This window comes from Pontibacter sp. HJ8 (assembly GCF_054824225.1).
In genome coordinates, this window is the sequence record NZ_JSYF01000611.1 from 1 (window position 1) to 276 (window position 276).

Sequence of the window (276 nt, forward strand, 5' to 3'; positions counted from 1 at the left end):
CGTTCTCGCTTGTCTAAGGAGGGGAGCCTGCTGCTATATTTCGATAGCTCTTGTTTCATAGCCACTACTTAGACACCCCTCTGGCTCCCCTCAAGGGGAGAATCTCTGCTCTAGGACTGTCATTTCGAACGCAGTGAGATATCTGGATGATTCTTGTAGTCTGTACCAGATTATTCCCGTTGGTCGAAATGACAAGAAGAACAGGTATAGCAAGGTATAGCTGGCAGGTATAACAGACTAACTTATAACTCAAGCTACGCAGGTATAGCTTGAGCC